The organism is Hoyosella subflava DQS3-9A1, assembly GCF_000214175.1.
GTDB lineage: Bacteria > Actinomycetota > Actinomycetes > Mycobacteriales > Mycobacteriaceae > Hoyosella > Hoyosella subflava.
This window is the reverse complement of record NC_015564.1, coordinates 4,388,833-4,413,418: the sequence shown is the minus strand read 5'-3', so window position 1 is coordinate 4,413,418 and position 24,586 is coordinate 4,388,833. Positions and strand designations below refer to the sequence as shown.

Below are 24,586 nucleotides of genomic sequence, written 5' to 3'. Positions count from 1 at the left end.
ACCTCCTGTACGTAAAAGCGTACAGGTTAAGAACGGGTGGGGCAACTAGGCTGTGTTCGTTGCGGAGCTTCGGTGCGCGTTCAGGGAACCCGACGAACGTGTTGCATACGCGGCCGCTGGGCTACCGGATTGACGCCACGCCGCGCGCGCAGCAGCGCTTCGTCCTTGACGTTTTCACTCACTACCATTCGGCTGAGGATTCGCTTCTGCGTTTCGGGCGTCCAGTAGATCTTGAGATGCTGACGAGCCCGGGTGATGGCGGTGTAGAAGATGCTGTGCGAGATCCGCTTCTCACTGGCGTCCGTGATGACGACCTTGACGCTCGCGAACTCGAGGCCCTGCGCGCGGTGGATCGAGACGGCGTACGCGATCTGGAACGGCAGCACCGTGGTCGCGGAGTCGTCATCGTCGTCGGTGCCCGCACGCTCGAGCACGTCGAACTGCACGACGGTGTCCGACACCCACCGCAGGTCCGCACCCCAGAGATCCGCTGTCGTCACGGTTCGCTTGATGTCTACGTCGAAAGTGATCCGGCCGGGCACGTAGTCAATCTTGGTGATCGTGCCCTTCATGTTGTTGAAGATCAGCGGCCGGAACCGGTCTGTCTCGTTAAAGAGAACCGGGTCGCCGACCTTGAAAGTTGAATCGCCCCACACGACGGCGGGGTTCGGGTTGCTCGTCTGCATGAAGCGGTTGACGTTGTTAATGCCGTAGAGACCGTCGTAGTTCAGGCAGAGCACAATCTCGTCCGGGTCGACGCGAGCGAACAGCGATCCATCAAGCGCCCCGGCGTACGCGTTTCCAGAGATTGACTCCTCGATTTTGTCGTCGAGCGTTCGCACTCGGTTCCAGAGGGTCAGCAGGGCACCGTCGTTCGTGCGGTACGGCTCCGTGAGCTCAAATACGGACTCGGGCGTGATGTAGGAGCGGATCGTCCTGAACCAGTTGCCGAACTCTATTGACTCGATTTGGTAGACGTCGCCGACTAGTACGAGGAGGTCGAACGAGGTCTTATCTAGAACCTTCAGTAGATCAGCGTTTCCGACGGTGCTGCACTCGTCAATGACGAGCAAATCGAAGTGCATCCAGTTCGTGGCGGATCCGCTACCTAGATGGCTGTCGATCGTGCTGAAGTACGCATCGCTCGAATTGGCGCGACGACGAAGATTGTCGACGGCGGTGTTGGTCTTGGCGAGGAAGAGCTGCCGGGCACTATCGAAGTACTTGGCAATGTGCTCCACCATGCGGGTCTTGCCTGTTCCGGCCGCACCGTAGATGAGGGCGACTTTGGACTCAGCAAACAACCGAGTGAGCGCGTCTGCCTTCAGCTCATCGTCAATCTCAAATGGGTTGGCGTCGATCCAGGCCCTCGCGTCGGTCTCGTGATTAGCGAGACCACTCGCCGCGATTGCCTGAAGCTTGTCGATGATCGTGACCGAGTCGTTTTCGTATCCGGTGATGAGGACATGGCCTTTGTCGTGCGCCATGTGCCGCGGCTTGTGGGTTGCTGTCGGTGGAAGGAGGTCGTTGTACTTCGCGACCAGCTGATCGAGGTCGCCGAGGTCCTCGAGCTCCGCGTCCGGCGTGTAGATGTTGCCGTGTTGCTCGACGTTGTTCATGACGCGGCGAGCTAGGAACTCGTGCTCGCGCCCCTCACTGCTGAGCGCCGTGGCGAGGTCGAAGAATCGCGGTGTGTGGCGGCGAGGGTAGGAACAGAAGGGCATGGTGTCGAAGGGGCGTGACATCGGCGTGAGGAATAGGTTCGACAGCGGCCCACAACGTTCTGGCTTGTACTGCGCTCGGACCACCATGTTGTTCATGCCCAGAAGCAGGTACCGCAGGATCCGCGAACCGGGCCGGTTGTGTCGGATGATGTCTCGTGAGCTCTGGAGCATAATGAAGATCTCGTCTGCCCGCGTGATGCCGTCGGTCGCCCAGGTGCGAACGCGCACGAAGTCCGCATCAGGCATATCGATCAGGTCCAGCAGGCTAAATTTGGTGGTCGTCAGGTACTGCATGAGGTTGCGGTACTCAAGCTGCCCCGCCTTCACATTGGTCTGCTGACCGAAGAAACGCGCGTAGTTGTTGAACTCGCAGGGACGTATTGAGACGTCCCATGAGCGAATCAGGACGATCGGCATAGCTTGTCCGAACACATCGATTGAGCTGCGCTCCAGCTCCATGTTTGCGGCGTAGGAGTCTGACACTTCGATGTTGGTGAAGCCGATGATGCGGTCGAACTTGCTTGTCTTGTTGTGCGCCGGCGCGAAGGTGACTTCGTAGTAGATCCGCCCACTCGCATAGAAGGGTCGCGAACTGAGGACGTAGTACCGATCGCGCCGCGGAACGCGCGGAGGCGCCGATCCCGGCGCTCCGATTTGGGCGGCGATTTTCTCGTAGTACTCGCGAAGCAAGGGATCGAGGTCGAGAGGGAAACGCTCGAGGTTTCGCAGAATATCGGTGCCGAGGTGATCTTTCGCGATCTGACGCGTGCGGAGCAGGTACTCGTAGTACTTCAGCATCAGCCGCTCGGATGGGTCGCTGTCGAGCGTGAAGTGGGACACGCTGACCTGCAGCATGGCGTGGAAGCGCGTTAGTGGTCGGTACTTGGCCTGCGCCTTCGCGAAGTCTCGAGCGGGGTCGAACTGCGTCTGGTAGGTGAAGCTCCGCGTGGGATCGCCCGTATGCGCCCAAACGATCATCGCTTCGACGAGATCGCGGAGGTACTGCAGGACGTTCTTCGAGAGGAACCCGCGGTCCGCGGTAATCATCGAGATGTTCGTATCGATGGCGTCGCTGGCGGCGCGCACCTGTCCCTCGAGCGTCGCCATCAGAGGATCCGCTCGTGGAGGCGATGCGCTGCGTCGTGGCTACAAGTGGGGTCGCCCATCGCGCTCACTACGTCGGCTCCCGCATTGCCGAGACTGGCACCCGCGATGCGGCGATCTTGTACAGGCCAACGGGCAGCCCCGAACCGGTGAGGAAGGACTCTTCGTCGACGCCTGCCTCGTGGAGCACCTCACGTGCGCGCGGCAGCATCGAAGGCATTTCCAGCGAGGAGATTCGTCCAGGCTCGGCCCGCCGCCAGCCGTTCTGGGACATACGGATGACGGCGTTGCGGTACGAGACGTCGTTCATGATTCCGAGCGCACGAGCTCGATATAACAGGGCCGCGAGGCTCACACCCCAGTACTCCTTGAGATCTGCCAGTTTCGCCCACGCCTTGCCCGCCGTCGAGGCGGGAAGGAACGGCGCGATCTCGTCGGCTGGCATCAGAAACTCCGACGCGAATCTGTTGGCCTGCTCCTCCACGACTTTGCCGCCCGGCTCCGCGTCGTGATGCATGATCAGGTGGCCGAGCTCGTGGGCAACGTCGAAGCGCTGCCGGTAGTAGTCGTCCTTCACGGGGTTCAGCACGATGATCGGGCGGGTTGCCGAGTGCAGCGAATAGGCGTCGATGGCGGCCACGCCAGGTTCGCTGAACACCACCACCACGCCGCTGCGCTCGACGAGGCGCACGACGTGTTGCACTGGCCCCGGTCCGACACCGAAGTACTCCCGCGCAGCTCGCGCTGCCTTCTCAGGGGTCATCGATCGCTCATCGGGGTCAGTCGGGAGGTCTGGGAGCAGCACCTCGGGAAACTCGACGGCGTTCTCGAGCATCCCCGCAATCTCGGCAACGAACCGGCCGTACGCCTCCGCCTCGTCTTGCGCGATTTGCGGCGTCGAGCGTAGAGAACGGAAGTTGGGCTTGTCGGTCTTCGGCGGAGCGCCGCCCCCAAAAAACTGCGGTTCGACCTGTAGCGCCAAAGCCAGCTTCGCCACCGTCGCGCGGTTGGGTTGTTTGGCGCCGCTCTCCCATGCCGTCACCGAGGCGGGTGACATCTTGATGAGAGTGGCGAGGTGAGATTTCTTGAGCCCCTTAAGCTGGCGCGCCATGGTGAGGCGCTCACCGTTGAAGAACGAAGCTGCGGCTGCGAGCGTCTGGGACGGTCGGCGTACCTCAGCCATCCGCGGTGCCCGACCCTTCGCCCGCGCCAGTCCGCTTAATCCGCACCGGCACGTCCTCGACGTCAGCCGAGGCGCCGCCTCTGGGCATCGAGAGCGAGGCCGGTAGGTCCGTTCCTCCGGCCGGGGTGCCGCCCGAGAGCAACAGCGTTCTCCAGCGCCAGCAGGAATTGTCCGCGTACTCGGGGTTTTTGCTCTGCCCGATGTAAATCTGGAACTGTTTCGTCGCCGGGTTAAACGCGTGCGCCGCAATGAGCGTCACACCGGCGAAGCCGTCGTCGTCTGGGACGCCCGGGACCGACTCAAGGCCGAGCTCTTCGTGGGAGAAGAGCTCTGCGTCTCCGACGAAGAACTGGTCTGCGACGCGCTTCTTCACGTCGCTACGCTGCGCCCACTTGATGTCGTCGATCTTGCCGAACGGGTACGACTGCAGCAGAACCCGGTAGCCCTCAATCGCCCAGCCCGGAGATTGCCTGTAGTCCCGGCGCACGACCGCACCCGCCGGAAGCCTCGGCATCGAGCCGAACGCCTCCGGTGTGATGCCCCGCTTGAGCACGTCCTCACCGAGGCCGGCGAGCCCGTCGCCCAGCTTGAAGCGACCATTCGCCGTGGCACGATCAACGAGATCTTTGAAGTGCGTGAAATTAACGAAGCCGACGAAACCCTGGCCGTGCCCCTGGTCCTCGTCGTACAGCTGATCTGTCGCAGCGAACGCCACAGGCGCCGCCCACTTCAGGACATCGAGGAAGCCCGAAGCCGTGAGGCTTCTGATGGCGTCGACTTTTGCGATCATGAGGACAATGTACACTACTGACAGTAAATAGGGTGCTTAATTTTACTCTCGGGCGTTCATGTAGGGGACTAGACGCATTTTCAACTAGCGGAACGACCGCCCCGGGGCTGATTCGGACACGGTCCAGACGCATCGCTATTCGCTGGAGGGTGTCGGACCCACCGGGGACACTAGGGGCCCAGTGTCAGGGAGCAGAAATGGCGGGGATGACGATGAGTGAGACCGACGACAAGATCATGGCGACGCAGCGCGACAAGCAGGGCCAGACAATCGCCAGGGCGGTGGACCGCTCACATGAAGCACGAGAACAGGGCGGGGAGCCTGATGCTGCGTGGTCGATGGGCGAGAAGCTGCTTAATGCTCTGATCTTCGAGCGCCAGGACCAGCTCGACGCCCTGGACTACTCCGAAGCCGAGGCAATCGACCGGTTGCGGTACGACTTCGGCGTGACTGCGGAGCAGTTCCCGGACATCCTCACACGCATCCGGGCGCAGCTGTAGGAAAGTGATAGGCCGATGTGGGACCCAGGGACTGCATTTCTGGCGGTAGTCGTAGTGGCCGGCGCAGCAGTACTCGCCCCGCCGATCGCTCGAATCACTGGCGGGTTCTGCGCCATCATCGGACTGCTCGGTGTCATCCAGGATCGCACCTGGGCGCCGACCGTCGCAGCGCTCGGGGTGTTGGCCTGGCTGATCGGTCATTGGTCGTTCGCGGTGCGAAACGATGCGCGGTACCGGTCGCCTCTGGCCCGGGCGTTGTTCGATCAGACCCCGCTGCGGTGGACGCTGCCGCAGTCTTGGTCAGCGCGAAAACGCCGGCGTTAGGGCCGGGCGCTGACACATCTGCCCCGACTGAAGCTGACGAAGGCCCCACTATCTGGCGGGGCCTTTTCTACTGGTGAATCTACGGTGGGTCAGAACAAATGGGGGGCGTCTATCGGTGCTGTGTTACCGGATGCCGCCTTGTAGGCGTGGGGGTCCCAGCCGTCGGCAATGGCGTCGCGAACCGCGCGCGAGCGGGCGTGGCGATCCTGGCGGGCGACGAGTTCACGAATGATTCCGGTGCGGCCGCAGGCGACCGCGTAGCGCAGGTTCGCGGACTGCGTGGAGGCTATAAGGTGCTCCGAGTCGACGCGGACACAGAGCGGTTCATTGCAGCGGTGCTCCCCTACTGCCCCGTCGATAAGCTCGCCCTCGACGAGGAGCGCGAACCGGTGAGCTGACTCGGTTCGGCTGACGCCGTTCGATCGCCAGGTGATGCGACCGTAGCCGTCTCCTCCGCTGATCGCTCCGGTCCAGATCCAGCAGCGGGGCGTTCGGACGACCCGCGACCAGAAGCGCTCGATTGTCTCTTCGCTGGGCATGATGTGCGCGCTGTACGGGCGCCGGGGGGTGGCGACGTCCAGCCGCCGGGACTGGTGTTCGTACTCCAACCCGGGCAGCGGGACATCGTCGAAGGTGTTCATGCCACGTGGCGGTCCTCGGTCGTGTCGTCGTGTGCAGAGTCATCGGGCTCCGCTGACACATCCTCGCTCTGCTCCTGAGCTTCGCCGGTGTCTTCGTTGGTGAGGGTGTCGAGGGACAGCTTGATGTCGCGGGTGGTGATGCCGAGCAGTTCGGCGATCTCGGCGCGCGGTTCGCCCTCGTCGACAAGAGCTTTGATCGCCTCGCCTGCGTCGAGTCGCGCCTTCTCGATCGCGTCGGCGGCGGCGAAGTAACGGGTGGCGGCGGCTTCTATGCGCTCGTCGCGTTCTCGGCGCTTGCGCTGCTTCTCGGCCAGCGCCTGGCGCGCCCGGTTGCGGGCGCTGGTCTTGTCGGAGGTCTTAGCCACGGTCGTCACTCCCCTGTCGTCCGGCTGTGTCTGTTCTCGCCGTCAACTCTATCCACGCCGCTCCTCCCCCACCAGACCCTTGTTTGCCCCCGTCCCGCAGCAGAGCCAACCCCGGCGTGTCACTTCGTTCCACGCACCAACTTCGCTTCGCTCAGCCTTGAGAACCTACACACCTCTTGCTGATTTTCAGACTTCGTCCGTGACCGGGCGGCGGGCGTGGGGTTAGAGTGGGCGTCGTGATGACCCTCCACGTGCTGCACGGCGGGGACGGCTACAGCTACCTGACACGTCAGGTAGCTACTGCTGACCGGCTGCGCGAACGTGGCCAGGAGCTGACCGACTACTACACCGCCAATGGCACCCCTCCCGGCCGCTGGCACGGCGCTGGCTTGGAAGCGCTCTCTGAGATCAGCCCGGTTTCCGGCACGGTGTCCGAGGAGCAGATGAAGGCGCTGTTCGGCGAGGGCCGGCACCCCAACACCGACCAGATGCTCGAGGCCGGCGCCGACCTCAAGGCGACCGCGCTCGGTCGGAAGTTCCCGGAGTTCAAGAACGAGATCCCGCTCGTGGAGGAGTACAAGTCCACGCTCCGGGAGCTGGCCGAGGAGGGCCACACGATCGACAAGGCCACCACCTCGGACCTCTGGCGGACGCTGGCAGACAAGCACTACCGCGCCAAGTTCGGGCACCAGCCACCCACGGAGCGGGAGCTGCTGTCCTGGGCCGCCGCGCAGCGAAGCAACGTGCGTCAGCCGGTCGCCGGAATGGATCTGGTGTTCACTCCGCAGAAGTCCGTCAGCACCCTATGGGCTCTGGCGGACACCGACACCCGGCGAGAGATCGAACGCATCCACCGCGAGTGCGTCAACGACTCCCTGGCGTGGATCGAGCGCGAGGCCGCCTTCACCCGCCGCGGTGATCGCAGCGAGCGCCAGATCGACACCCACGGTCTGATCGTGGCCCAGTTCGACCACTACGACACCCGCGCCGGCGACCCGAACCTCCACACCCACTGCGCGGTGTCGAACAAGGTGTTGGGCGTCGACGGCAAGTGGTCCGCCCTCGATGGTGCGGCGCTACACAAGCACGCCGTGGCCGCGTCCCAGCGCTACAACGCGGCGATCGTTGATCGCCTGCGCCGGGAGATGGGCGTGGCGTTCGAGGCCCGCTATCCCACACGCGACAGGCAGCCCGTCTGGGAGGTCGCCGGCATTGATCAGACGCTGTGCCGGGCGTTCTCCTCACGCCGTCAGATGGTCGAGGCTCGCCGCGACGAGCTCCTCGCCGAGTACCGGGCCACCCACGGTCGGGCACCGACTCAGGCGGTCCAGTACGCGCTTCTCCAGCAAGCCACGCTAGACACTCGGGAAGGCAAGCAGGAGTCCCGGTCGCTGGCCGACCACCAGTCGACCTGGCGCCGATTGGCCGCCCGTCACCTCGGATCAGAAGCCGCCGTCGACGCCATGGTCTCCCGTGCACTGAACCCCGAAACTCCGGACAGTCAGGCGCGCGAGATGAACCCCTCGGTGCGGCAGATGGAGGCCGTCGAGGTCGAGTCCGCCCGCGTCATCGAGGCCGTGTCCGATGCCCGCGCGACGTGGACCCATGCGCACGTGCGGGCCGTGGTCGAGACCCAACTGACCAACGTCGCGTTCACCTCACCCACCGAGCGGGACCACGCGGTGACTACCGTGGTCGACCACGCCCTGGGACGCGGGTCGGTGGCCCTGTCGACGCCCGAGACGCTGGAGGCGCCCACCGCATTGCGGCGCGACTCCGACGGGCTCGGTGTCCTCGAGCGCCACGGCGAGCTGCTCCACACCTCAACCGCCATGCTCGACGCCGAGGGCCAGGTCGTCGCCGCCGCACAAACTCCCGTCCCGGTGTTCACCACCGGCGAGCAACTGCGAGCGGTTATCGCCGAGCAAGAGTCCGCGAGCGGCCGCGTCCTCAACCCCGGACAACGCGCGCTGGCCGAACACTTCTGCCTGTCCGGGCAACTCGTCGCCGCCGGCGTCGGTCCCGCCGGCACGGGCAAGACCACCTCCATGAAGGCCGTCACCGCCGCCTGGCAAGCTTCCGGCCGACAGGTCATCGCCCTGGCGCCGTCCGCGGTCGCCGCCGACACTCTCGGTGAGGAGATCGGCGCCGAAGCCCGCACGTTGGCCTCGCTGACCTACCGGTGGCGCGGAAAAATGGAGTACATGGGGTTCGCCGCCCGCAGTCCCGAAGAGCTGCCGGTCACCATCGAACCGGGTGCGATGCTGCTGCTCGATGAGGCCGCCATGGCCTCCACCAAGGACGTCGCGGCGCTCGTGGAGATCGCCCGCGATCGCGGCGCGGTGGTGCGCATGGTGGGAGATCCCGCGCAGCTCGACGCCGTCGAGTCCGGCGGACTCATGCGCCTGGTGGCCTCCGAGACCAACGCCCCCGAACTGACCGACGTCGTCCGCTTCGGCGACGACACCGCCCAGGCCCGCGCCTCTATCGCCATCCGATCCGGCGATCAGGACGCCCTGCAATTCCACGCCGACAACGGCTGGGTCCACGGCGGCGCCCGCGAGGAGATGATCGCCGCCGCAGTGGCCGATCACTTCGCTGACACCGACGCCGGGAGCGACGGGATCGTCCTGGCCTCCACCACCGCCACAGTCCGCGTGCTCAACACCCAGATCCAGAATCGTCACCGTGACACCGGAGCCGCTCAGGCGCGCCGTCTGGTCGACCTGGCCGACGATCTGACCGCCGGCCGCGGCGACATCGTCGTCACCCGCGCCAACAACGGGGGCCTTCGCACCAAGGGTGGAACCAGGCCCGGCTCCCGCGTGCAGAACGGTGACCGCTGGCGCGTGGAGAAGGTCGGCGCAGACGGTTCGCTGACCGTGCGGCACCTCCGGCACCGGGGCCGGGTCACTCTCGATGCTGACTACGTCGCTGGCTGTACCGAGCTGGGCTACGCGAGCACTATCCACCGCGCGCAGGGCATTACCGTCGACGTCTCCCGCACCGTCGTCGACGAGGCGACCAACCGCCGCGGCCTGTACGTCGCCCTATCCCGCGGCCGGGCCGAGAACCACGCCTACGCCGTCACCGACTCTCCCCTGGATGTGGAGACCGAGAAGCCACACCTGCCCCCAGGAGTCGACGCCCGCCTGACCACAGCCCGCGGCGTTCTCGCCGCGGCCCTGGCCCGGGACGACGGCCACACCACCGCCACCGAGCAACTGCGCGACGCGCTTGCCGCAGCCGAGGACCCGGACCGCATGGCCGCCGGCTACGCCGCCGCCCGCGATCTGCTCGTGCGCGACTACACCACCCACCTGGCCGGCGCCATGACCGTCGGTGAGGTGCCTGAGGCAGAGACAGCGCCATTGCGCGTCGCCGTCGATAAGGCACTTGCCCGCGGCGTTGACGTCGCCGCCGCGATCGCGCAGTGGCACCACGAGGTCGATTCCCCGGACGACCCGCTTGCCTCGGCCACCGGCTGGCTATCGGGCTACGAGGTCGACACCGACACCGACCTCGGGCACCTGGCCCCCCTGCCCTCTCGGCACCCCGGAATGGACACCGAGCTGGCCGACTACGCAGCCGCAACCCTGGCCGAACACACCAGACTTACCCACGCGCCCATCGAGGAGACCCCCGAACAGGACGACGAGGATCTGGACCCCTTCGCGGCCTCTTACCTCGCGCACCGGGCCGCAGACAGAGCAAACGGCCCGGCCGTCGGGAAGACGACCGGACCGTCTGTGAACTGGGGTCCGGCTACGGGGCCGGATTCGTCAGCTGACCTCTGATGACCCTGCCGGGTGCCCTCGAGCCGGCGTTAGAACTGTGGCCCGGGGTCGGACTGTCGGCTCAGGTGTGAGCTTGGCGTGAAGTCGGTTGGGTCTGAGCTACTGGCCGGGTCTTGGCGTCCCCGATGGGTCAGATAGGACCCGATGAACGAACTGACCGCAGTAGCTGCCTCCTTCGCAGCACTGGGGCGCGAGGTGGTGCTGGGTGCAACGGGGGGCGACCAGGCCGGCGGGGTGAGCGTGCCGGTGGAAATCTGGACGCCTATCGGGGTGATCATGTCGAGGCGTTCGTCCACCGAGGTGCCGGTGAGGCGATCGAGTGTGGACTCAATCGCCTGTAGCGCACTAGGTCCGATCAACTCGGGCGGATCGAGTGAGATGGAGTCGATTGGTACAGCAATCGTCATCTCGTCACGCTCAGATTCCACGTTGATGACGCCCTGGAACAGGGCGTTACTCTCGACATTCCCGATGCGGATCTCATCGGGGCGGAAGTGCGTATCTGTGATGGCCATGACGATCTCGGGGGCCGCCGACCAGTGTTCCAATGCGGTAACGACGGCAGCGGCCGGTCGGGTATCGAGCAGCGTGTGGAGCTGGTCGCGCCTGAGGTGCCTGGTCGTGTCGAGCCGTGAGTCTCGAAAGTGAATCTTCCAGGGGTTCTCGGCTGGGGACGGCGGTAAGACAGTCAACGGCGAGTTCGCTGCCGCCAACACCTCAGTCAGGTATGCGTGGAGCTCGTCGGAGCTGGAGGCGCTTGCGGTCATGCTTCCTCGACCTCCGGAGATGCCTCGATAGTTGGGGTACTGGTGTGGGGGGCAAGGGTCTGCTGCGCGGAACTCTCGGACTGCATGATCAGTTCAGCCGGCGCGGTCGTCCCAACTCCTGAGCTGACCAACCCATCTACGACCGACGGGGAGACGCCTGTAGCGGTCAGCTCATCCGACAGTTGATCAGGGCTCAGCCCGACTCGACGGTCGCCGGCTAGCGCGGCGGTATCGGCTGCTGATAGATCGGGAGTATCGGTGAGTGCGGCGTCGAGTACTCCGACCAGGTCGGTGTCGGACACTTCGAGTGTCACCGCGGCGATCAAGGCGAGAGTGAGGAAATCGGGGTCAGGTCCGCCCTGTCGACGGGCACGAGTGACTGCCTCATCTCGGTCGCGTTCGGCCTGCGCACGGTCGACTTCGGCGCGTCTGCGGGCCTCGTCGGCAGCTTCGACCATTCTCCGCCGCTCTAGTTCGCCGGCGATCACCTCTCGTCGGGCCTGGGCGACCTCCCCGGACACCCCTGCATCGGCGCGAGCGGTCTCAACTATCAGAGATCCCACCGAGTGCTGGCGGACGGAGCGTTCTCCGATCGAGCGTGTCCGTGTCGGGTGCGGACTAACCGACGCGCCCACGCGGGCGTGGCGGATCAGATTGGCAACCACGGGGTCGCTGGGATGGGGGCTCATGATGCGCCTCCTTCAACTGGATCGGATTTGAGTGGTTTTCCTGGTTGATGGTTGGTGTCGCAGGCGCGCATCGGAGAACCCTCCCCCGTCAGCAGGGTCATGTGGTGGTCCCCGATGGTGCGAAGAAACAGCTCGTCACACGTGGCCGGTTCTTTGCGGGCGAGCGCCTCGTAGGCCAGCCACATCGAGCGGATGCGAAACCGCACTGAGCCGTGGGCCCACCACCGTGAGCACCACTTCTGGCTCATCCCTGTCGACTCGTACGCGTACCGGAGGTAGTCATCGAAGAACGCGAACTCGTCGGTGAAACGCAGAGACGGCGGTACACCCAACTCGGTCTCCGCGAACTGCTCCACCTCTCGCTCGATGGTGCGAGCGAGGTGATCCGACAGGCGCGGTGTCGCCAGCACGTCCTGTACTGCTGCAGGCAGCGCGGTCTTAGCGACCTCACTGATGGTGGCGCTGAACGCCTTGACGATCGTCTCGTCGAATAAGTGGCTCACGCCGCCGTCTCCTTGTTCTTCGGCGCCGGGGGCAGATCCTGGTGATCCCAGCGCACCATTCGGGCCAGAATCGGCCGACGGCCGGTGGCCAGGACGATCATTCGTCCAAAGGGCAGTGCCGCCAGCTCTGCGGCATTGAGGGTCTGCCTCTCGACGATCTGTGTAGACACGGACCTACCGCGATCGCCGCCGCCGTGGGAGACCGAACGCTGTTGTTCGGTGTGGGTGCCAATGAGGTGGGCCAACTCATCGAGGAAGCGGTAGTCCTTGTGCCCGGGGCCGATGACCACGATCGACGCGGCCGACCACAGTTTCTTCATGCCCTGCTCCCCCCAGACCTCGACGCCCTGGGCGTAGGACTGGAGCACGGTGTCACAGATGATGCCGCGAGAGCCGAACGTGGAGTAGTAGTCCGGCAGGCGGGGCCAGCGCACGATGTTGGCGATCTCGTCCAGCGCCGCGGTCACTGGGACCGGCAGACGCGAGCCAGTGCAGGTGTCGGCGCGGTCGACCAGGGCCTTGAACACGGCCACGGTCAAGATCGACGTCACCGGCCGACCGATCGGGTTCTCCTCATCGGAGACCAGATACAGCGTGTCGGCGGTGGAGCTTGCGAAGGCCACCGGGTCGAATCGCTCTGCGCCGGCCTGCGGGGTCAACCACCGCACGATCTGGCGTCGTCCCAGGCAAGAGATCATGTTCTTGGCCGCGGAGAAGACGTTGGAGCGGGTGCGGGGCTCGGCGCGGTACTTACTGGCTAGGTCTGCGGCCTGCGGCCCCCATTGACTGCCCGAGAGGATCTCGACCGGGGTGGAGTCCTCCAGGTTGGATACCCAGCCGTAGACATCGGTGATGGGCCGCCCCTCCATCGCTGCCGCCAGGAACAACGAGGCGAGCAGGTCGACAGCCTGGCTGTAGAAGTAGGCGTTCGGGTCGCTGCCAGCCTCACCGCGGGCGGTGGCGGCGTTGAAGATCTCGGCGAGCTCCTCGGCGTTGCCGTCCCACCACTGGTCACGGCGCACGAAGTCCAGCGGGTCGAAGTACCAGCTCGAGGTGTCCAGGCCGACGGCCTTGTCCTGCGGGTCGAGCACCCAGACCCGGCCGACCTGCTGCCGAAACGGCATGGTCGCCTCGATGACATCGCGCTTGCATGAGGTGGAAATGCAGATTCCCGGCGCTCGCCGGATCATCGGGATGATCCGGCTGGAGGTCTTGCCCTGCCTGGGACCCCACAGATCCAGGTGCAGGTCTTCCCAACCGCCCCAGAGGTCTTGCCCGGTAGAGACCTCTTTGCCGATGTACACCCCGGGGACGCTGGTGGCCTCGCCCCGGCTGCGGTTCGCGCGAGTCACGCTCTTGGCAGACAGTGATTTCACGTCCGCGCGGCCGGCCAGGTGCTGGCTCACGTCGTCTACGCGAGTCTTGCGGGCCTGCCGGCGCCCCAGTGCACCTGCGACACCGCCCAACAGTGCACCGGCGATGAGCACCAGGGCGACCGCGACGACGGTGGCGCCGGTGGTCCACGCGATTTGTCCTTGCGCCAGGTCGATCACCGCGACCACCGGGTTGCCGGGGACGTCCTGGCCACTGGCCGTGATCTTCTCCCCGAGTGTGAGGCACGCCCACACGCCGAGCACCGCGGCCGCGATGAGACCCATGGTGGCCAGGGCGATTGTCGGTCCGGGTTCGCGCGTCTGTGACTTTCGTGCGACGTCTTTGCCTGCCATGACTGCTCCTTGGTGCGGGTGCTTGCGGGTGGTCTATTCGCCGACGGATCTGTACTGGTAGCCGGAGACTTTCCAGTGGTCGCCGGCGCGCTCCAGCTCGACGGTCACGGTGATCTGCTCGAGCGGGGTGGTCGCTCCGTCGGTGTGCAGCACCTTCTGCTGGACCTGCACCACCCGCTGCGCGGCGTGAGCGTCGTCGTCCACCGGGTCCTGCTCGCCGGCCAGGCTGGCGGCTCCGATGACGCGGTCACCGGACCTGGCCCAGGCCGGCCATTGCCGGGGCGTGGGGTCGGGATCGGGGCGGGTCGCTGCTGCTGTGGCCATCGGCCCGGTCAGCTGGTCGGCGATCGCGTGCATCGCATCCCACGGGGACTGCTGCTGAGCCGGGGTCCACGTGTGGACCCCGGACATCACCGCGACCGCCACCTCGTCTGCCGTGGTGATCGGGTCGATGTGCAGGTGTGCGTCGGTGCCATGTTCGTCTTCGCGGCCCAGGGTGATCGCTACCGCCACGGCGGCCACCGCGACTGCGATCACTAGTGCCGCTAGTAGGACTAGTTTCGTTCTGCTCATCGCTTGATCCCTCATCTCGTTCATGCGCGTCCGAACCGCTCGGCCTCTTGAGGCACGATGACCACGTACTTCTGGGTCTCGGCGTAGGGCGGAACCCCGCCGTACTGCTGCACCGCTCCGGGGCCAGCGTTGTACCCGGCCAGCATCAGTGCCTGCGGATCCCCACTGAGTTGGCCGGAGGCGATGCCCTCTCGCTGGCCTTCAGCGATCTCGCACAGGTAGCGGGCGGCGGCCATCGTGGCATCTGCCGGGTCGGACGGGGATCCCGAGCCGGGCGGGCCGGCCACCTGCCCGTTATCGTCGACCTTCGCGCCCTTGGACGCCCACGTGCCAGGCATGAACTGCCCGTAGCCCTGGGCTCCGACCGGTGACACCGCGGTGGCCTGAAACCCTGCCGACTCGTGATAGATCAACCCAGCTAGCAGCGGCGAATCGACCTGGCGGCACACCTGGCCACCCAGGTCGATCCACTTTCGCAACTCCTCGGGGATCTCACCGGTGTTCAGGCTCCGGTGCCCGAAGTCTGGGGCGCAGTCCTCGCCGGCGGCTGTTCCGCTGGTCTCCGAGGAGTCGTCGGCCCCGTCGGTCGGGGCCGATCCGTAGCGCTGGTCGCTCGTCGGTTTCCCGCCACCGACGACGGTGACGTGGACGTGGTCGAAGTGGTTCTCGGTCGGGGTGCCCCGGTCCGGCATCTGGTTGGGCTGACCTTCGGCGGGGATGTACATCTGCCGCCAGATCATGTACTCGATGTTGAAGAACTCGCGGTGCGTGAGCAGGTAGTTCTTGATCCGATTTCCCAGCTCACGGCCCTCGCCGGACTCGTAGTCCGGGATCATGATGTCCACTGCCCGCCCCGAGGGGTGGTCCGGGTAGGCATCGACCGGGCGCCAGCCGCCGATGGTCTGCACTGACGGGAACCGCTGCGCGACGGCCCGGGCGACACGGATCGAGTCGACCTGCAGATTCTCCTTGGACTGGATCTTGTCCGAATCGGGCATTTCCCCGCCAGACGGCGGGGCTGGCCGCTTCGGCGAGGACGGGGACGGGGTCGTGTCGCTGTCCTGGGCGTCTGGGGCGCTCCCTCCGGAGCCTGGGTTGACCGCCCTGTCGAGCCACGGCTGGGGGTCGGTTTCGGTTCCCCCCGCCAGTCTCCCGCCCTCCCACACCTCAAAATGCAGGTGAGCGCCGGTGGACTGGCCGTTGTTGCCCACTTCGCCGATGTGCTGTCCTGCGGTGACGGTGTCGCCCACTTGCACTGCGACCCCGTCGTCCCACATATGGCCATAGACGGTCGAGTAGGGCTTGCCGTCGATCGTGTGGTCGATGATGATCCAGTTCCCGAACCCGGAGGCGGGGCCGGCGGCGGTCACCACTCCCCCCAGCCATCGCGTACATCGGGGTGCCGTCGGGGGCGGCCAGGTCGATGCCCCGGTGATCGGGCCGGTCCGCGCTCTTATACGTCGAGGACACGACGTAGTCGCCCTCGGCGACCGGCAGGCTGAGCTCGCCGGCGGGCACGCCGCCGCCTCCGGTGATGCCGCCGTCGGGGAGGCACCGGTCGTCGCTGGTCGGACCGAGGATCACCACGATCACCAGCGCTACCGAGTTCGATGAGGCATACAGCAAGATAGCGCTGACCTTCGAGCCTGGGGCCAGTTTCGGCGTGCACGAAAGGCCTCGGCGTGATCCGGAATTTCTTCGTCTGATGCGCCTGCTCGGCCTTTCTTCCCGGGGTGTCATTCTCGCCGTCATCACAGGACTGTTGATAACCGTGCCGACGACCGCGGCTGCTGTGCTCACAGCGATCTTCGTCGAAGAGGTTCTGAGGGCCGGTAACGATAACTGGATTGTGCCCGTGCTGGTTATCGGCACAGTTGTCTTGGTGCTGTCGTTTGCCCTGACTCTGCTGCAGCAACTGCTTCTGACACGTGTGCGCATCGTCGTTTCTATCCGGATGTCAGCGACGTTCCTCTCGCACCTGCTTCGGCTGCCCATCCGATTCTTCGATGCACGGTCACCGGGCGGACTCGTCACACGCGTGCAGCTCAATTCTCAGTTGGCCGGCCTTGTATCGGGCCAGCTCGCCACGGCCGCGATCAGTGCCTTAACGATGGTGATATTCGCGGCGGTGCTGATAGTTGTCAGCACACCGCTTGCGCTCGCTGCAATCGCGATGGCCGCGTTGAACGCGATAGCGCTGGTAGCGGTCTCGCGCGCGAGAATTGCTGTAAATCAGAACCTGCAGCAGACTCTCATCCAATTGAGCGGCTATACGTTTCTTGGCATCGGCATGATCGATGGGATCAAGGCCACCGGCGCTCAGGATGAGTACTTCGCGCGGTGGGCGGGTATCCAGGCCCGCGCTGTCAACGCTCAGCAGCGGCTCGGAGTTCTGACGCAAGGGTTGCTCGCAGTGCCAGTGCTTCTCGCGTCGCTCAACGTCGTTGTCATTCTCGGTCTGGGCGGAATGCTGGTGATTACGCAGCGTCTCAGCCTGAGCGAACTCATCGCATTCCACGTGCTCGCGGCATCCTTCTTTGCACCGATTGGCCAAGTCGTTTCGGTTGCCAGCCAGTTTCAGAACGCGTCCGCTTGGCTGATGCAGATTGACGACGTACTCCAGCAGCCCACGGCCGTGCGTGAGGACGAGCCAGTAAAGGTTGCGACGGGAAAGCTCACCGGCAAGGTAGAACTCAAGGACATCACGTTCGGATACGTCACGACTGATCCGCCGCTGGTCGAGAACCTCAGCCTTGTCCTTGAACCGGGCGCGCGAGTCGCCCTGGTGGGAGTCTCAGGGAGCGGAAAGTCAACGATCGCCGGTCTCGTCGCAGGAATTCACGAGCCATGGTCGGGCCAGATTCTGTTTGATGGCCGTCCTCGCGCTGAAGTTCCCCGCGCTGTCATGACGGCTTCACTGGGAAAAGTGGACCAGTCGATCATGCTCTTCAGTGCGACGGTAGCTGAGAACATCGCCTTGTTCAGTGAGGGAGTCGCCGCTACTGATATTGCAACCGCCGCGAACGACGCGTGTATTGCTGACGATATCGAGGCGAAGTCCGGGGGCTTTGCGCATGTGCTGAGCGAAGGAGGCAACAACCTCTCCGGCGGGCAGCGCCAGCGACTGGAGATTGCGCGAGTGCTCGCCTCGTCCCCCACAATTCTCATCCTCGATGAGGCGACAAGCGCCCTCGACACCATAACGGAAGCGCAGATTGATTCGAACCTCCGCCGCCGCGGGTGTACGTGTTTGATTGTGGCGCACCGCCTGTCGACGATCCGCGATTGTGATCAGATTCTCGTCCTCGAGAACGGCAAAGTGATCGAGAGCGGTACGCACGATGAGCTGATCCGCCATCGTGGGCGATATTTGGACCTGGTGTCCCATGACTAGACCACAGGACTTCCCTGGCACTGTCAATGTCCGGCCGGCGAGCGGCAACCAGCCGTTCGATGTTGCGGCTGATGGCGGTTTGTATGTTGCACAGGGGACTCTGAATCTGTTTCTGACGCGGAAAGATTCAGCCAGGCGGCACTACCTTGCAACGCTCGGCCCGCATGCGCTGCTGCGGACGGCTCGTGACACAGTCCCGGACGGCTGGCGGCTTCTCGCTGTAGGTGGCCCGGAAACGAAGGTGGCCTTGGTCCCGTCGGACGAGATCCCAGCCACCGCGAATGTGCAAACACTCGACGACTCGATTAAGTCGACAGTGCAGAGGATCGCCGACGCCATCGCCGCCGAACCTGAACGGATCGCGTCACTATCTGCGCAGCAGCGTGAAGCCCTCCAGGGAGCAATAGCGGGACTGGCCACGGTGATGGATGGCTCGGCAACGCCCTTCAGGCCGTCGGTCACCCAGATCGGTCAGCTTACGTCCGTGCTCGATGAGCTGGGCGGGTACCTCGGAGTTACGTTCCCGCCCGTTGACCGTGTCACGGCGGGGGACAGCGATGTCATACAGATGCAGCTTCGGGCCGCGCGCTGCCGCTCTCGCGTGGTGACATTGCCGTCGCGCTGGTGGAAGCGGCCTGGCGCCGCCTACCTCGGTTTCGCAGAGAACGGTTCGATACCCATCGCGCTCATCCCGCAGCGTGCTGGCTACGTCATGCGAGACCCGGCCGATGGCCGCGTGCGTGAGATTGACGGTGATCTCGCAGCACGTTTCAGTTCCACGGCCTATGTCGTGTATGCGCCGTTTCCGGAAGACGCTTCCGCAGGAGCGATCTCGCGGTCCGTGCTCAAGACCGTGCGCGGCGATCTGGGCTGGCTGCTCGGGTTCGGTCTGCTCGCGGGAGTTGTCGCACTGGTGACGCCGCTGGCGGTCGCCGCGGTCTTCGGATCGGTGCTCCCCACCCAAGCGTCGGGTCTGCTAGCGGCGGTGACCGCGTTACTGGCGGGTGCGGCTGTCACGCTCGCCCTCGTCACCTACACACAGAATGTCGTCAGCGTGCGGCTCGAAGGGAAAGTGGCTGCCGTCCTCGAGCCGGGGCTGACCGATCGCCTCCTTCGCCTGCCCAGTGAATTCTTCCGGAAGTATGACACCGGAGACCTGGCGGCACGGGCCGTGGGCCTGGAACAGATCCGGCAGCTTGTCTCGGGTGGTGTTCTGACGGCGCTGCTCGGCATGGTGTTCTCGCTGATCAGCGTCGGGGTGCTGTTCGTCTATTCGCCTGAATTGGGCCTGGTCGCACTGCTGGTGATCAGCGCGGTTCTTGTCGCTTTGGGCATGCTCAATGTCAGGTCGGTGCGCCAGCAATCCACAGCGCTGACAGACATGGGCAACCTGACCGCGATGATCTACCAAGTGATTCGCTCGATTTCCAAAGTTCGCGTGGCGGGCGCGGAACAGCGGATTCTTGCACGATGGGCCATTCGCTATCGCGCCCAGCAGCGTGCGACGTACCTCGGTTCGACCGCGCAAGCATGGGTCACGGCGATCACTGCAGCTTTGCCGCCCATCCTCGCGCTGAGCTTCTATGCGTCGGTGACGGCAGGATTCGCGGGTGACATCTCCGACGGCAGATTCCTCGCTGTTCTTACTGCCGCAGGGCAATTCACAGCCGCACTGACCACACTGGCATTCGCAATAGGTCCGCTGCTCGCTGTAGTTCCACTCTGGCACCGGGTGAAGGTGATACTCGACGAACCCGCTGAACGGACCGGATCCGAACAACCGGGCGCGCTCACGGGAAAGGTCTCGGTCCGCGCGGTTTCGTTCGCCTACCCCGGTATCGACGAATCGGTGCTCTCGGGGATCTCCATAGAGGTGGAGCCGGGCGAGTTCGTGGCTATCACCGGGCACTCCGGGTCGGGCAAGTCGACGCTGCTCCGACTGATCCTAGGTCTGGATAACCCGACTGCTGGTGTCGTCGCGTACGACGGCAAGGACTTGCGTTCTCTTGACGCGTCGCTGGTGCGGCGGCAGTTCGGTGTCGTGATGCAGAACGCATCGCCACTTCCGGGCGCGATTCTGACATCGATTGTCGGAGACTCGGGTGCAACTGAAGACGATGCGTGGAGGGCGGCTGAGGCTGCCGATCTGGCGGATGACATCAGACGAATGCCGATGCGGATGCAGACAATCGTCGGGGAGGGCGGTCTCACGTTCTCTGGCGGCCAAGTGCAGCGGATGATGATCGCGCGCGCGCTCGTGCGGCACCCGCGGATCGTGTTGCTCGACGAGGCGACGAGTGCGCTCGACGACAAAGCACAAGCGGCGGTTTCGCAACGCCTTGAGCAACTCCGCACAACCCGCATTGTCATCGCGCACCGCCTCTCGACGATTCGTAATGCTGACCGCATATATGTGCTCGAACAAGGACGAATCGCAGAATTTGGAACTTTCACTGAATTGATGGCTCACGACGGGCCGTTCCGGGAACTAGCAAGGAGGCAGATGGCAACCCCAAAGGACTAGTGATCCAAAAGAAGTACACCCCACTATCTCTCAGGAGGAGAAATGTCGAAGAGGTCAGAAACGGTTGACACAATTGTCAGCAAAGCGCAGAGTGATTCCGATTTCCGGCAGGCGCTGCTCAGCGACCCGGCTGCTGCGGTGTCTAAGGAACTCGGCGCCGAGTGGCCCAGCGACGTGTCGCTGCGCGTTGTTGAAGAGACCCCACAGGAGGTCTATATCGTGCTGCCTCCGGCGCCGAAGGGCGACGGAGAACTATCAGATGACCAGCTCGCGTCAGTCGCTGGCGGAGGAAGCCACCACACCGATTGTTCATGGGGCGCCACTTGCGGAATGGGAAGCATTATCGGCGACTGCTGACAAGCCCGCGGTGTGGTTCGGGAAAAGTCTTGGACCACACCGCACTCCACTACTCATCCCTGACCCGAAAGGAGACAAAATGTTTACGAGGACGGAAGTTATCGACAGAGTTGTCAGTAAGGCACAGAGTGATTCTGATTTCCGGCGGGCGCTTCTGAGCGACCCGGCCGCGGCGGTGTCGCAGGAGCTTGGCGTGGAGTGGCCCAGCGACGTGTCCCTGCGCATTGTGGAAGAGTCCCCACAAGAGGTCTGCATCGTGCTGCCCCCGGCGCCGAAATCGGACGCTGAACTTTCCGAGGACGAACTTGCGGCAGTCGCGGGAGGGGGTAATCGCCTCGACTGTATCGACTGGCGGACTAATTATCTCTCCTGAGCAATGTGGTCTCCTCGCTCTTCGGTAAGGCAGTGGGTTCCGCGCAGTCTCCCTACTCGTAGTTGGGCGTTCTGATGATTGATGAGGACATTGCACGTGCTGCCTTTCCGTTTGAGCGCAGGAACTGGGAGCCGGACGGCTCCGGGTCCCTCACGACCAGACGCAAGCAAGCGTGGGTGCGAAACCTTCTCGGTGCGAATGCATCACTGAGCGAACTTGACTGCGCGGCCAACCTGCTGACGGGCGCGGATGTCAATCGAATGACAGGCAAGGCACCGCGCGATGCAGGCGATGGGCGGGCCTGGGAGACTGTGCTTGACGAGGCGCTAGCGCAGCCGAAACACACCACGTCTCGGCCTGCAACCGAGCACGCGTTCGCCGACGTGCTTCTGCCTTTCACCGAGTTCTTCCGTCACGAGTTGCATCGTCGGGGGACGAGGGATGCGAACTGGTCGGCCGCGGCCTTCGAGGAAATGGCCGCCGAGCTAACCAGAGAGTTGAGTCGTTGGGCCGCCCGGGTGCTGTACACGGAGTTTGTCGCGTTCCGGCCGCGGCGAAGCTCGGCGAATGACGTGATGGAACGCGCTGCCGGTGTCGCGCCCACACGCGAGTCGTACCGTGAATTCACTGATTGGATGTTGCGTGGCGGCTGGCGGGAAACGCAGCACAAGTACCCCGTGCTGGTGCGGATCCTTAGTCAGGCGACGCTGGCCCGCATCGATGCTGTTATTGAGTTGCAGTCGCGACTCGCTTCAGATCTGCCTCTGCTGCGCGAGTCCTTCAATGCGGGAAGTGATCTGGGAACTGTCGTGCGCATCGACGGTTCAGGCGACTCGCATCGCACGGGAAGGCGGGTGTCGATTCTGCAGTTCTCGTCGGGAACGCGCGTTGTGTACAAGCCGCGCAGCGTCGGTATGGAGCGGCTGTTCAATGATCTGCTGGACTGGCTCAACTCCCACGGGAGCCCTGAGCGCATGAAGACACTCTGCGTTGTGGACAAAGGTAGCTACGGGTGGGTGGAGTACGCGAGTAACGACGAGTGCGCGACCCCGGAAGCAATACAAGCGTTCTATCGGCGGTCCGGGGGACTGCTCTGTCTGCTGCACCATCTCGACGCTACAGATTGCCACTACGAGAACATCGTCGCGGCTGGGGAGTTTCCCGTATTGATCGACGCCGAAACGCTTTTCCATCATCGCTTTGCTGCGGAGACGAGTTACCGTGACGGCAGCGCACAGGGGCGGGCGCAGCGATGGATCGAGAACACGGCACTTCGAACGGGCTATTTACCGCACTGGAATCTCAGTCGTGACCGGCGGTCTGCCTACGACGCCAGCGGCCTCTCTGGCGGCGAGGATCGAGAGCTCGGTGATCGTGTCCTGCGCTGGGTAGATGCGAACACAGATCGTATGTCCTTCGAGATGAGGGCTACGTCGGCCCGTGTCGTCAGCAACGTGCCCCGGATAGGGGGGCAGCCCGTGTCGCCGTCGGCGTTCGTGGATCAAGTCCGCGATGGATATGCCACGATGTACCACTGCCTGATGCGAACGCGTCAGGAGTTGCTCGCGGACACGGGGCCGCTATTTGCGTTCAAGGAGCAGCACAGCCGGGTGGTACTCAGGGGCACCGTCATTTACGGTGTCCTGCTGAGTGCATTGAGCCAGGCCCCGGAGCGCATGCGTGACGGCTTTGACGCGGCAATATGCTTTGAGCAACTCGGGCGCGGCTGCCTTCGCGACTCGGTGAAGGAAACAACAAGAGCAGCGCTTGCCGCCGAACGCGCGGCGCTCTACCGCCTCGATGTGCCGGTATTCACGGCGCGCGCCGACGCTGTGGACTTGCACTGTGACGACGGAACTGTCATCGAGGATTTCTTTCCGAAGTCAAGTTACGCGACTGTCGCCGAGGGGCTGCGGCAGCTCAGTGCTGAAGCACTCGCCGACCAGCTGCGAATCATCGATACGACGATCCATGTACGCAGAGAGATCCCGAGTGTGCCCCTGCAGGCTCCTGGAAATGAGGCGAGCTATCTGACTATGGCCCGCGCGCTCGCTGAACGGCTTGACGAGACGATGATCCGCGGCGATGACGGATCCCGAACGTGGGTGGCGCCTCAGTTCGTGGCCGATACGGAACGATTGCAGCTGAAACCGCTCAGCGCGAACTTGTACGACGGTGTCGCGGGCATCGCTGTCTTCTACGCGGCGCTGTACGCCTCGACGCAGGAAGAGACCTACCGGCAATCTGCGATCGAATGCTGGACGACAATAAAGGACGAACAGAGGGAATCCCCCCGGCCCGATGCCCCCTTCGCTTATCTCGGATGTGGAGCCGGTTCTGGCACAGCCTCCATCATGTACGCGGCGGTGCTGATATCGGCCTTACTGGGAGGCCAGAAATTCGTGGAGGATGCGCTCGACCTTGCCTTGGTCTCGGCGCCCTCGGACGAGTCTCACGACGTCATGTCGGGAACGGCGGGCCTGATTCTCGGCCTGCTTGCGGTACACGCCGTCGCACACGACGATGCCGTATTGCGTATTGCCGCGGAGTGCGGAGACATGCTTCTCAAGTCGAGAGTAGAGAGCTCGACGGGGTTCCGGGCGTGGCGTTCTCCGGGTGACGGGGTATTGCTTACTGGCTTCTCACATGGCGCAGCCGGCATCGCGTACGCATTGGGGAAACTGCACGAATTGACCGCTGATGACCGTTACCTCAATGCCGCCACCGAAGCGGTGATGTACGAGCGGTCGGTGTTCGATTCACAGGTGCAGAACTGGCCGGACCTGCGTCCAGTCCCGGGGAGGCGCAGGGGTGTGTCGTTCGAGCAAGCCTGGTGTCATGGTGGCCCTGGAATCGCGCTGAGTCGCTTGGGGTTAGCGCAACACGGTGTCGCGGCGGAAGACCTCGAACTGGGCATACGCGTGGCGCAGCGGGCAGTCAATGAGTCGAATCGGACGGATATCCTGTGCTGCGGCAGGTTTGGTCTTGTTGACACTCTGCTGACCGCTGGTCGAGCGCGAGGCCTCACCGACCTAGTGGAAGAGGCCCAGCTTTCCGCCACTCAGCTTATTGAAGCGGCGCAAGCACGCGGTGGTTTCTCGCTGTCGCACCTGCTGCCGAGCGGGGTCCGGCAGCCCGGGCTTTTCACCGGGGTTTCGGGTATCGGTTACGAATTGCTCCGCTTAGAGGATCCGGAACTGCTTCCATCGGTGCTTCTCTGGGAGCCCCCGGCAAGGTGATAAATGTCCGCC

Annotated in this window: 19 protein-coding genes; 8 read left to right on the top strand and 11 right to left on the bottom strand. The window is 64.3% G+C overall.

What is annotated here, in order from left to right; translation table 11 throughout:
- Positions 1-80 precede the first annotated feature (80 nt).
- The 3 genes from AS9A_RS20460 to AS9A_RS20450 form a co-directional block, all read right to left on the bottom strand.
- Positions 81-2,831: an ATP-dependent DNA helicase gene (locus AS9A_RS20460; protein ID WP_013809058.1), complete on the bottom strand. Its 2,751-nt coding sequence runs from the start codon at positions 2,829-2,831 to the stop codon at positions 81-83.
- A 67-nt stretch (positions 2,832-2,898) separates the two neighbouring features.
- A complete protein-coding gene (locus AS9A_RS20455; RefSeq protein ID WP_013809057.1) occupies positions 2,899-4,011 on the bottom strand; it encodes an XRE family transcriptional regulator in 1,113 nt (370 codons plus the stop codon).
- Positions 4,004-4,801, bottom strand: coding sequence for a hypothetical protein (locus tag AS9A_RS20450; protein ID WP_041452308.1), 798 nt, complete (start codon positions 4,799-4,801; stop codon positions 4,004-4,006). Before AS9A_RS20450 ends, AS9A_RS20455 begins: the two co-directional genes overlap by 8 nt.
- Before the next feature lie 197 nt (positions 4,802-4,998).
- Here AS9A_RS20450 and AS9A_RS20445 point away from each other — a divergent pair, with 197 nt between their 5' ends.
- Positions 4,999-5,301, top strand: a complete 303-nt coding sequence (locus AS9A_RS20445) for a hypothetical protein (RefSeq protein WP_013809055.1) — start codon at positions 4,999-5,001, stop codon at positions 5,299-5,301.
- A gap of 15 nt (positions 5,302-5,316) precedes the next feature.
- On the top strand, positions 5,317-5,625 hold the full coding sequence (locus tag AS9A_RS20440; protein WP_013809054.1) for a hypothetical protein: 309 nt from the start codon (positions 5,317-5,319) through the stop codon (positions 5,623-5,625).
- 89 nt (positions 5,626-5,714) lie between these two features.
- Here the strand turns inward: AS9A_RS20440 and AS9A_RS20435 are convergent, their stop codons facing one another.
- Together AS9A_RS20435 and AS9A_RS20430 are read right to left on the bottom strand one after the other, a co-directional pair.
- Positions 5,715-6,266: a hypothetical protein gene (locus AS9A_RS20435; RefSeq protein WP_013809053.1), complete on the bottom strand. Its 552-nt coding sequence runs from the start codon at positions 6,264-6,266 to the stop codon at positions 5,715-5,717.
- On the bottom strand, positions 6,263-6,631 hold the full coding sequence (locus AS9A_RS20430; protein WP_013809052.1) for a hypothetical protein: 369 nt from the start codon (positions 6,629-6,631) through the stop codon (positions 6,263-6,265). The genes AS9A_RS20435 and AS9A_RS20430 overlap by 4 nt, the downstream gene beginning before the upstream one ends.
- Positions 6,632-6,870: 239 nt before the next feature.
- Here AS9A_RS20430 and mobF point away from each other — a divergent pair, with 239 nt between their 5' ends.
- Positions 6,871-10,428 (top strand): MobF family relaxase, encoded by a 3,558-nt coding sequence (mobF, locus tag AS9A_RS20425; protein ID WP_237707978.1) that lies wholly within the window; start codon positions 6,871-6,873, stop codon positions 10,426-10,428.
- A gap of 29 nt (positions 10,429-10,457) precedes the next feature.
- Here mobF and AS9A_RS20420 read toward each other — a convergent pair whose 3' ends face one another.
- The 6 genes from AS9A_RS20420 to AS9A_RS20395 are packed head-to-tail and all read right to left on the bottom strand — an operon-like array spanning position 10,458 to position 16,057.
- Entirely contained in the window at positions 10,458-11,195 is a 738-nt protein-coding gene (locus tag AS9A_RS20420) for a hypothetical protein (protein WP_013809050.1), read from the bottom strand.
- Positions 11,192-11,884 carry a hypothetical protein gene (locus AS9A_RS20415; RefSeq protein ID WP_013809049.1) on the bottom strand — a complete coding sequence of 231 codons (693 nt, stop codon included), beginning with the start codon at positions 11,882-11,884 and terminating at the stop codon, positions 11,192-11,194. The genes AS9A_RS20420 and AS9A_RS20415 overlap by 4 nt, the downstream gene beginning before the upstream one ends.
- Positions 11,881-12,387 carry a DUF4913 domain-containing protein gene (locus AS9A_RS20410; RefSeq protein WP_013809048.1) on the bottom strand — a complete coding sequence of 169 codons (507 nt, stop codon included), beginning with the start codon at positions 12,385-12,387 and terminating at the stop codon, positions 11,881-11,883. The genes AS9A_RS20415 and AS9A_RS20410 overlap by 4 nt, the downstream gene beginning before the upstream one ends.
- The gene (locus AS9A_RS20405; protein ID WP_013809047.1) at positions 12,384-14,114 is read right to left on the bottom strand and encodes a type IV secretory system conjugative DNA transfer family protein; all 1,731 of its coding nucleotides are present in this window, start codon (positions 14,112-14,114) and stop codon (positions 12,384-12,386) included. The genes AS9A_RS20410 and AS9A_RS20405 overlap by 4 nt, the downstream gene beginning before the upstream one ends.
- 33 nt (positions 14,115-14,147) lie before the next feature.
- Positions 14,148-14,687 carry a hypothetical protein gene (locus AS9A_RS20400; protein ID WP_237707848.1) on the bottom strand — a complete coding sequence of 180 codons (540 nt, stop codon included), beginning with the start codon at positions 14,685-14,687 and terminating at the stop codon, positions 14,148-14,150.
- A 20-nt stretch (positions 14,688-14,707) separates the two neighbouring features.
- Positions 14,708-16,057, bottom strand: coding sequence for a peptidoglycan DD-metalloendopeptidase family protein (locus AS9A_RS20395; RefSeq protein ID WP_237707847.1), 1,350 nt, complete (start codon positions 16,055-16,057; stop codon positions 14,708-14,710).
- Between the two features lie 164 nt (positions 16,058-16,221).
- Here AS9A_RS20395 and AS9A_RS20390 point away from each other — a divergent pair, with 164 nt between their 5' ends.
- From AS9A_RS20390 to AS9A_RS20370, 5 genes are all read left to right on the top strand, one after another.
- Positions 16,222-18,081, top strand: coding sequence for an ATP-binding cassette domain-containing protein (locus AS9A_RS20390; protein WP_083826619.1), 1,860 nt, complete (start codon positions 16,222-16,224; stop codon positions 18,079-18,081).
- Complete coding sequence (locus AS9A_RS20385; protein WP_013809043.1) at positions 18,074-20,605, top strand: NHLP bacteriocin export ABC transporter permease/ATPase subunit; 2,532 nt, start codon at positions 18,074-18,076, stop codon at positions 20,603-20,605. Before AS9A_RS20390 ends, AS9A_RS20385 begins: the two co-directional genes overlap by 8 nt.
- Positions 20,606-20,647: 42 nt before the next feature.
- Complete coding sequence (locus AS9A_RS20380) at positions 20,648-20,962, top strand: NHLP leader peptide family RiPP precursor (protein ID WP_013809042.1); 315 nt, start codon at positions 20,648-20,650, stop codon at positions 20,960-20,962.
- Positions 20,963-21,041: 79 nt separating this feature from the next.
- Positions 21,042-21,335, top strand: coding sequence for an NHLP leader peptide family RiPP precursor (locus tag AS9A_RS20375; RefSeq protein ID WP_013809041.1), 294 nt, complete (start codon positions 21,042-21,044; stop codon positions 21,333-21,335).
- A gap of 74 nt (positions 21,336-21,409) precedes the next feature.
- Positions 21,410-24,574 carry a type 2 lanthipeptide synthetase LanM family protein gene (locus tag AS9A_RS20370; RefSeq protein ID WP_013809040.1) on the top strand — a complete coding sequence of 1,055 codons (3,165 nt, stop codon included), beginning with the start codon at positions 21,410-21,412 and terminating at the stop codon, positions 24,572-24,574.
- Positions 24,575-24,586 lie beyond the last annotated feature (12 nt).

Bases quoted from the DNA above. Each gene is read 5' to 3' on its own strand.
- AS9A_RS20460 (WP_013809058.1), bottom strand. From the start codon at position 2,831: ATGGCGACGCTCGAGGGACAGGTGCGCGCCGCCAGCGACGCCATCGAT.
- AS9A_RS20455 (WP_013809057.1), bottom strand. From the start codon at position 4,011: ATGGCTGAGGTACGCCGACCGTCCCAGACGCTCGCAGCCGCAGCTTCG.
- AS9A_RS20450 (WP_041452308.1), bottom strand. From the start codon at position 4,801: ATGATCGCAAAAGTCGACGCCATCAGAAGCCTCACGGCTTCGGGCTTC.
- AS9A_RS20445 (WP_013809055.1), top strand. From the start codon at position 4,999: ATGGCGGGGATGACGATGAGTGAGACCGACGACAAGATCATGGCGACG.
- AS9A_RS20440 (WP_013809054.1), top strand. From the start codon at position 5,317: ATGTGGGACCCAGGGACTGCATTTCTGGCGGTAGTCGTAGTGGCCGGC.
- AS9A_RS20435 (WP_013809053.1), bottom strand. From the start codon at position 6,266: ATGAACACCTTCGACGATGTCCCGCTGCCCGGGTTGGAGTACGAACAC.
- mobF (WP_237707978.1), top strand. From the start codon at position 6,871: ATGACCCTCCACGTGCTGCACGGCGGGGACGGCTACAGCTACCTGACA.
- AS9A_RS20420 (WP_013809050.1), bottom strand. From the start codon at position 11,195: ATGACCGCAAGCGCCTCCAGCTCCGACGAGCTCCACGCATACCTGACT.
- AS9A_RS20415 (WP_013809049.1), bottom strand. From the start codon at position 11,884: ATGAGCCCCCATCCCAGCGACCCCGTGGTTGCCAATCTGATCCGCCAC.
- AS9A_RS20405 (WP_013809047.1), bottom strand. From the start codon at position 14,114: ATGGCAGGCAAAGACGTCGCACGAAAGTCACAGACGCGCGAACCCGGA.
- AS9A_RS20400 (WP_237707848.1), bottom strand. From the start codon at position 14,687: ATGAGCAGAACGAAACTAGTCCTACTAGCGGCACTAGTGATCGCAGTC.
- AS9A_RS20390 (WP_083826619.1), top strand. From the start codon at position 16,222: ATGCCGCCGTCGGGGAGGCACCGGTCGTCGCTGGTCGGACCGAGGATC.
- AS9A_RS20385 (WP_013809043.1), top strand. From the start codon at position 18,074: ATGACTAGACCACAGGACTTCCCTGGCACTGTCAATGTCCGGCCGGCG.
- AS9A_RS20380 (WP_013809042.1), top strand. From the start codon at position 20,648: ATGTCGAAGAGGTCAGAAACGGTTGACACAATTGTCAGCAAAGCGCAG.
- AS9A_RS20375 (WP_013809041.1), top strand. From the start codon at position 21,042: ATGTTTACGAGGACGGAAGTTATCGACAGAGTTGTCAGTAAGGCACAG.
- AS9A_RS20370 (WP_013809040.1), top strand. From the start codon at position 21,410: ATGATTGATGAGGACATTGCACGTGCTGCCTTTCCGTTTGAGCGCAGG.